Source organism: Pseudomonas sp. 22515 (assembly GCF_052044625.1).
Classification (GTDB): Bacteria; Pseudomonadota; Gammaproteobacteria; order Pseudomonadales; family Pseudomonadaceae; genus Aquipseudomonas; species Aquipseudomonas alloputida.
In genome coordinates this window covers 1-822 of sequence record NZ_JBQENN010000072.1, presented here as the reverse complement: position 1 = coordinate 822, position 822 = coordinate 1, and the positions used below count along the sequence as shown (strand labels likewise).

Genomic DNA, 822 nt, shown 5'->3' with positions numbered 1-822 from the left:
CAAAGGCCGCGCATTTTTTGTAGGCGCGGGTTTACCCGCGAATGGGCCGCCAAGCGGCCCCAATGAATCAGAGCGAAATGGGCCGGCGCCCTGCAAAGGCATGGGCCAAGGTACCACCGTCCACCATCTCCAGCTCACCGCCCAGCGGCACACCATGGGCAATCCGAGACGCCACCAAGCCTTTCTCGCTCAGCAACTGGGCAATGTAATGCGCCGTCGCCTCCCCCTCCACCGTCGGGTTGGTCGCCAGGATCACCTCGGTAAAGGTGCCCTGCTCTTCGATCCGTGCCATCAGCTGCGGAATACCGATCGCCTCAGGCCCCAGGCCATCCAACGGCGACAGGTGCCCCTTGAGCACGAAGTAACGGCCACGGTAGCCCGTCTGCTCCACCGCATACACATCGGTCGGCCCCTCGACCACGCACAGCTGGGTGTCGTCACGGCGCGGGTCGGCGCACTGCGGGCACAGTTCCTGCTCGGTGAGGGTGCGACACTGGCGGCAATGCCCTACCCCTTCCATGGCCTGGGTCAAGGCCTGAGCCAGGCGCAGCCCGCCACTGCGGTCGCGCTCGAGCAGTTGCAGGGCCATGCGCTGGGCGGTTTTCTGGCCAACGCCTGGCAAGATGCGCAGGCCGTCGATCAGTTGGCGGATGAGAGGGCTGAAGCTCATGGGAAAGGCCTGACAATTCAATAAGAGGCGGTTTATACCCAGCGGGGGCGGTGGCGTCAAATCACCTCGCCCAAAGCCTGCAAGGTCTGCTTTTTTGTGGGAGCGGCCTTGTGTCGCGAAAGGGCTGCTAAGCAGCCCCGGCACTCTATGCT

1 protein-coding gene is annotated in these 822 nt (G+C 64.0%); it reads right to left on the bottom strand.

Features of this window, described 5'->3' with window-relative positions; genetic code table 11:
- Nucleotides 1–67: 67 nt before the first annotated feature.
- Nucleotides 68–670 (bottom strand): recombination mediator RecR, encoded by a 603-nt coding sequence (gene recR, locus ACTJJN_RS26985; RefSeq protein ID WP_003254304.1) that lies wholly within the window; start codon nucleotides 668–670, stop codon nucleotides 68–70.
- Nucleotides 671–822: the final 152 nt, after the last annotated feature.

Bases quoted from the DNA above. Each gene is read 5' to 3' on its own strand.
- recR (WP_003254304.1), bottom strand. From the start codon at position 670: ATGAGCTTCAGCCCTCTCATCCGCCAACTGATCGACGGCCTGCGCATC.